Below are 6,460 nucleotides of genomic sequence, written 5' to 3'. Positions count from 1 at the left end.
GGGAGGTAATTACAGTCTGGGATCTATAATTGTCTATGTTCAACAAAAGCCTCCAACCCCAACGTTTACCTCAACTTCCTCTTTATGTTCTACAGGTAACTCCGCCACGTTTTCGGTATCAGATGCCTATAGCTTTCAAAGTACTAAGCCTTTGGACTTAGTTTGGCAAACAACAGGCGGTGTAACCGTCAATGGGGGAACTACATATACAACTAGCAGTGCAACAACCAGCAGTGTAACTATTCAATACAATTCGTTTGGTTCTGTCAGTGTTCGAGGTGTAATTCCTGGTTGTAGTAATTTGCAAGGCGACGCTGTAACGTACTGGTTTGGTACACCTGGTAGTAGTGATATTACTTTTTCAGCTACTGGTGGTGGCGATAATGGTTCATCATTCTGTGTAGGCAATACTCGTAATTATCAGTCTAACCCTGAATTACCTGCATCGCAATATAGTTATAGTTGGTCAATACCAAGTGGTAGTAGTAATGTCAGTTATTTTTACTCTTACTATGTCAACGCGACAGTAACCGCCGGTTCAGCAGGTGGTTTTGTCCTTCAAATGAGTGTTACAAATACAGCTTGTAGTACGACAGGAGGTACTTCTCGAACCTTCTTCATTAGCAGTTGTGGCGGTTTCCGAATGGCTCCTAATCCGGCTCGTGATAAAGTAACGGCAATTTTTGATAAGGATGCTGATGCTGAGCATTTACCTGATGTGATACAACTTTCTACAGAACAGGATGGAGTAGTTAAGGAAATCTCAGTAAAAGGTCATTATACAGATCGAGAAGTAGCAGATGGGTTGAACATTGACATTGATGTTCATAACTTACCAAGAGGTACTTATTACATTCAAGGTATTTACGGCTCTGATAAAGCGCAGTCCATTCGAGTTATCCTTCAATAAAATAAATAGATTGGCTACATACCTTATCAAGTTCTGTATTATAGAGCGATAAGGTATGTAGCCGTTTTAAAATAAAAGCTTATGAATACGAGGTTAGCACAGATAGTCATACTATCCTTATTTATTTCATCGGCTACTTACGGACAAGGCAAGGCTCGATTTGGTGTTACTGCGGGGCTAAATGCTGCACAAATTCAAACCAGTTTATCTCTTGATAAACCTCTGTGGCGCTATAATGCTGGTGTAGCCTTTGAGCAGCAATTTTTTCGAAAATTTGTTTTAGCCAGCGAATTAATTTATTCTCGGCAAGGTGCTTCTGAGAAATATACAGGTCCCTTTGGTCAATCCGATGACCGAATTATCTATGCTTTCGATTATCTTGCCCTTCCTGTATTACTACGGATTCGCCCAGTTGGAGAGCGAGCTTTTATTCAAGCGGGTGGACAGATAGGGTATTTGCTAACAGCAAGGAATTATTTTGCGTCCAAAGAGGATCAGGCACTTACCTATCAGCACACGAAGTCAATTGATGCTGGCTTGATAGGAGGGGTTGGCTACCGATTAGGCCAACATTTTGTGGTAGATGGCCGGTACTATTATGGCATGAACCCCTTACGAGAAGATTATACAGCTCCTGATCCTCAATCAGGGATTACTAAAGTATACCATGTCGAAAAATGGTATAACCGCGTTTGGTCTGTAAATCTTGCCTATTATTTTTAGCAATTTACTCTAATCTGTGTCGTCACCACTTGAAAGGCATCTTTCAAGTGGTGCTGTCGTTGTGATTAATTACTGTATTTGCTTGATTTGCAGCCTATACAATGACTGTACAAGCCTATACAAGCCTTAACAACAGCATGAGTTATCTTACTTTGAAAGAAGCTTCAGAAGCTACAGGTTTAAACGAAGCGACTATACGGAGACTTTGTAAGAAACCTGCTAGTAAACCGTTTATTGAGCTTAAAAATGGCAAAAAGGGTACTATGTACACAATCCAAGCCAACTATCTATTTAATGTTTACCCTCCTATAAAATCTCCCAAAATTGATGCCTATACAAGGGTAGACAATGACTCTACAAGCCTACACAAAGAGCCTATACAAGACTATACAGCCCTCTTAGCTGCCAAAGACGAGATCATTCAGCTCCTCAAAAGTGAAACTGCCTACTTACGAGCTGAGAACACTAGTCTACGCGAAGAAAACCGAGAACTCAAATTGCTACCTGCTCCAAGCCTAACATTTGATAGTCGAGTGACGGAAGCCGAAACTAATCAAGTGCCAAGGCAAAGTAAAAAATCCTTTTGGCAACGCCTATTTAGCTAATCCAATTTTCTCCAAGAGAAGAAAAACACAGCTGCGCTTGTGAAAAAGCTGACGCGTGCTTATGTTGCTTGTGTTATTGAGTAGCCAGCCATGTTTTTCCCCTAAAAAACTCCTCCCTTCGGTCGTCTTTTTCGGGCAAAAACGGCTGTCCCCCCTCCGACTGTCGGGGGTGAAAAACCGCTCACTCTGTTCGCTATGACTCCTACCGAACCCATCAGAAAGAAGGGTGGCCGACCGCCCAGCGAGAAGAAACGAGACCAGCAAATGACAGTCTGTCTGACCAAGCTGGAGAAACTAGCTGTCCAACGGCGGGCCGAAAAAGCGGGTTTGAATCTGTCCGACTATGGCCGGCAGATGATCCTCACCGGCAAAGCCCAGGTACGACTTAGCCCCGCCGAAAATGCGGTGCTGAACCAAGTGGCCAAGTTGGGTAATAACCTCAACCAGATCGCTCATAAAGCCAATGCCGACGGCATCCGCAGCATTGCCCTGGAAGCTCAACGGCTCCTCCGTCAGTTGAGTGAGATCCTAGATAAACCCGCTGAGCCATGATTGCAAAGACCAGCATTGGCCGTAGCTTCAAAGGGTGCTGCGGCTACGTGATGCAAAAAGTGGAGCTGGGCAAAGGCCATATCCTGATGAGCCACGGCGTACGCGATTATGACACCCGATCGATGGTGGCCGACTTCACCCGGCAGGCCAGCATGAACCCCGACCTAAGTCGAAGTGTGTGGCACACGGCCATTAGCTTCAATCCTCAGGACGAAGCCCGATTAGCCGCCAAACCGGAGCTGATGAAGGAAGTGGCCAGCGAGTATCTGAAAGGGATGGGCTTGGATCAATCTCAATACGTGGTGGTTCGCCATCAGGATACCGCCCACTCTCATTTCCATATTGTGGCTAATCGGGTCGCTGATAACGGTCATACCATCAGCGACAGCCACAATTTTAGCCGTTCTGAGACACTTTTACGTCAAATCGAGCAAAAGTACGATCTGACGCCGATGATGGAGCTGAGTAAGCGTATGAGCCTGGAACGGGTTCCTAAGCTAGATCGCTACCGAATCGAGATGCGTGAGCAGGTGCAGGCTAGTCTAAGCCGCTCGACCAACGGCCGGGAATTACGCGATGATTTAGCCCAACATGGCATTAGCCTACAGATCAACCGGGATCAGAGTGGGAAAGCGCGTGGCGTTCACTTTGAGATGAAAACGGGGGATGGAGCCGATGAGCAGAGTATTTCGTTCAAGGGCTCCAAGTTACACCAGAGCTTGAGTATAGGTGGGATTGAAAAGCAGTTAGCTATTAACCTGGAAAGGAAACTAGCCTTAGAGTTAAAGCAAGAACAAACCTTAAATCGCGGAGTAGGCCGCAGCTTGTGAGATGGAGCCCCAAGAAGTCGAATTACTTACCGAGTTAGTCCAGCATCTGACCCAGGATGTTGCCGAAGTCAAACAGCTTTTAGCTAATCAGCCTAAACCCACTACCCTGCTGGATGCCCGATCTACGTTGGAAAAGGTAGCTAATGCGGTCAATGGGCTACGGAGTGAAGTGAGTGATCTAAAACAGCAGAAACCACAAGCTACGTCCGTGGATCTGACCCCAATTAGTCAGCAACTGCAACTGCTTCGGGAAGACGTTCGACGAAGCCCCGCCAATCGGATTACCAGAGGGGTGCAATATGGGCTGATTCTACTGCTAGTCTCTCTGGTAAGCACCGGTATACTGGCTTACTATGCGATAAAGTGGAAAGATGAGCGGGATCAGTTCGAGGTTTCTGACTGGAAGTGGCGTGCTGTTCGTCAAGATGGCCCCACTTATGCAGCTCAATTGGACGGGGCTTTTGCTCATGATAGTGGCTCTTACTATCAACAACGCGTGATCAAATTAGAACAAGCTGACGCTACCAGAGAGGCGGCACGTAAAGCCTCCGAGCAGGCGAAAGCACTTTCTGAGCAGGCTAATCAACTAGAAGGTAAGGCGCAGTCGAAAAAGAGGAAAAAGAACTGAAAATTGATGTCTCATATAGGAGTGAAAAAACGTGCTTTTTTACCCCTATTTAAGAGGCTAAGAAGCAAAGCCTTATAACTAACTGATTATCAATGGGGGTCACTTGTACCTGGCACAAGTTTAGTTTGTTCCCTGCACAAGTTTTATTTGTTCTTTTTTCTTAAAAAGAACAAATTTTTTTTGGTATTGGGCCAAAATATACTTTATCTTTAGAGCGCAAAAGAACAAGTAAAACTTGTGAAATATGCCCACTAAGTACAAAAGCATAAGAGACTTCACAGCTTACAATGAGAATCCATTTGTTGAGAAAGCTGTTCAAGACATTAAGATTGTCAAGCGGCAACAGATAATTCGTCCTAAGAATAAAGACGAGATTCAAATGATAACTTCTACCGATGGGGAAGTAACTGGTTATTCTCAGTTTATGCGATTCATCGAAGTAGAAGAAGATAAGTTTGCTAAGTTGTATTTATCTCAACTTGCTTCTTTTTGGGACTTGTCTAAACCAGCAATACGCGTGTTCTCTTATATCTTAACAGTACTAAAGCCCAAGCAGGACCTGTTTATTTTCATAATGGAGGATTGCTTAGAGTATGCGGGTTATTCATCTGAACGTAGCGTTTTTGAAGGATTAACAGGTCTAATAGAAGCTAATATAATTGCTCGAAGTAGTCATCACTTGAAATACTATATCAACCCTCTTGTAGTATTTAATGGTGACCGAGTGACGTTTGCAAAGACATATGTTAAGAAGAAGAAGGAGAGAGAGAAAGCATCCATTAATCAGCTAGACTTATTTCAACTCGAGTCATGAAAGAACTAGTATTTACTGTAGAAGCCGACGAAGACGGCGGATATGTCGCTAAAACACGTCTAGAAAAAGGATCTATTGTCACCCAAGGAGATACAATACCCGAACTGAAAACCATGATTATTGACGCTGTGGAAGGGTACTATTTTGATAAGCCGGAGCAACGGCCGCAATCGATTCGACTGCATTTTGAAGAGGTCTTTGCCCTGGCTTAATTATGAAATTACCTCGTGACTTAAATGGTAGTCAACTGGTTAAAATGCTCGAAAAGGTAGGTTATCAGGTGCAACATCAAACGGGTAGCCATATCATCATTAAAACGCTCCAGAATGGGGAAAACACCCAGAGTGTTCCCAATCACAAGCCGTTGAAAATAGGCACCCTAAATGCCATCGTTGGTGAAGTAGCCGACCATTTAGGTGTCGATAAAAAGGATTTACTCCAACGCTTATTAAGTAAGAAAAAATAACTCCTTGAGGAGTAGACAATATTAGCTGAAACGGACGTGGGCTCTGCTGAGGAGCAACCCGCCAGGGATAGGCTGATCCACGTACTAACCGTACGGGTACCCCGGATTGATAGCTTGAAGCCATCCGGGGTTTTTTGTGACGTACCGTCACAGGTTTTTTTCAGGCATAAGCCACCCCTAACTGTACCTATTGCTGACGCCACATGAATGGGAAAGGGGAGAAAAAATGTACAGTTAGGGGTGGCTTATGCCTGAAAAAAACCTTGGGGTTTGGGGCAACGCCCCGAGTACAGTAACCGCGTCGCAGACTCCGCTCTAAAACAATTTGTTAGGGTTTAGAATATTATGTAACTTTTTGGATATTCAAATTACTAATTTAACAAATTTGTTACGAAAATGTTAATGATTATAACTATAATTTAATCTATATTTAATATAAATTAAATAATATTAACTATATTGCAGTAACAAAATAATTTTTATGCAAACTACATATACAACACATCATGAAACGGTTCTCCTACGCTCTAACCGTCCTATTGACGGTAAATTTGGGATTGGCTATTGCACAGCCATCAAGAGTTCTAATTGATGGAACCTGGTACACAAACGGGCAAACAGCTTATATTGAGTGTGGCAAGAGTAGTGTTAATATTGACATCGATCCGGTTACAGACGGGTCAGGTTTGATACCCATCGGTGTCAATACTTCTTCTAATTTTTCAACTGCGACGACAGTCTCGGATATTGAAGACATTCTGTATTTGGATTCAAGCCACCAGAATGGATGGATTGAAGTATACTGGGGAGGTAATTACAGTCTGGGATCTATAATTGTCTATGTTCAACAAAAGCCTCCAACCCCAACGTTTACCTCAACTTCCTCTTTATGTTCTACAGGTAACTCCGCCACGTTTTCGGTATCAGATGCC

At 43.6% G+C, this 6,460-nt stretch carries 10 protein-coding genes; all 10 read left to right on the top strand.

Annotated features, from left to right (window positions below; translation table 11 throughout):
- Positions 1-910, top strand: a 910-nt coding sequence (locus tag ACYVFD_RS35810; RefSeq protein ID WP_461095430.1) for a hypothetical protein, incomplete at its 5' end; no start/stop codon positions are given.
- An 81-nt stretch (positions 911-991) separates the two neighbouring features.
- Positions 992-1,633 carry a porin family protein gene (locus ACYVFD_RS35805; protein ID WP_461095429.1) on the top strand — a complete coding sequence of 214 codons (642 nt, stop codon included), beginning with the start codon at positions 992-994 and terminating at the stop codon, positions 1,631-1,633.
- A gap of 101 nt (positions 1,634-1,734) precedes the next feature.
- Positions 1,735-2,238 carry a hypothetical protein gene (locus ACYVFD_RS35800; RefSeq protein WP_461095428.1) on the top strand — a complete coding sequence of 168 codons (504 nt, stop codon included), beginning with the start codon at positions 1,735-1,737 and terminating at the stop codon, positions 2,236-2,238.
- A gap of 195 nt (positions 2,239-2,433) precedes the next feature.
- Positions 2,434-2,790, top strand: coding sequence for a MobC family plasmid mobilization relaxosome protein (locus ACYVFD_RS35795; protein ID WP_461095427.1), 357 nt, complete (start codon positions 2,434-2,436; stop codon positions 2,788-2,790).
- Positions 2,787-3,620 (top strand): relaxase/mobilization nuclease domain-containing protein, encoded by an 834-nt coding sequence (locus tag ACYVFD_RS35790; protein ID WP_461095426.1) that lies wholly within the window; start codon positions 2,787-2,789, stop codon positions 3,618-3,620. Before ACYVFD_RS35795 ends, ACYVFD_RS35790 begins: the two co-directional genes overlap by 4 nt.
- Before the next feature lies 1 nt (position 3,621).
- Positions 3,622-4,248, top strand: coding sequence for a hypothetical protein (locus ACYVFD_RS35785; RefSeq protein WP_461095425.1), 627 nt, complete (start codon positions 3,622-3,624; stop codon positions 4,246-4,248).
- A gap of 244 nt (positions 4,249-4,492) precedes the next feature.
- Complete coding sequence (locus tag ACYVFD_RS35780) at positions 4,493-5,062, top strand: replication/maintenance protein RepL (protein ID WP_461095424.1); 570 nt, start codon at positions 4,493-4,495, stop codon at positions 5,060-5,062.
- Complete coding sequence (locus ACYVFD_RS35775) at positions 5,059-5,274, top strand: type II toxin-antitoxin system HicB family antitoxin (RefSeq protein ID WP_461095423.1); 216 nt, start codon at positions 5,059-5,061, stop codon at positions 5,272-5,274. The genes ACYVFD_RS35780 and ACYVFD_RS35775 overlap by 4 nt, the downstream gene beginning before the upstream one ends.
- Positions 5,275-5,276: 2 nt before the next feature.
- Positions 5,277-5,528, top strand: coding sequence for a type II toxin-antitoxin system HicA family toxin (locus ACYVFD_RS35770; RefSeq protein ID WP_461095422.1), 252 nt, complete (start codon positions 5,277-5,279; stop codon positions 5,526-5,528).
- Between the two features lie 506 nt (positions 5,529-6,034).
- A partial coding sequence (locus ACYVFD_RS35765; RefSeq protein ID WP_461095421.1) for a hypothetical protein occupies positions 6,035-6,460 on the top strand: 426 nt, incomplete at its 3' end.

Source organism: Spirosoma gilvum, from assembly GCF_054776815.1.
Note: the sequence above shows the minus strand (reverse complement) of the source record. Positions and strands in the feature narration are given on the sequence as shown.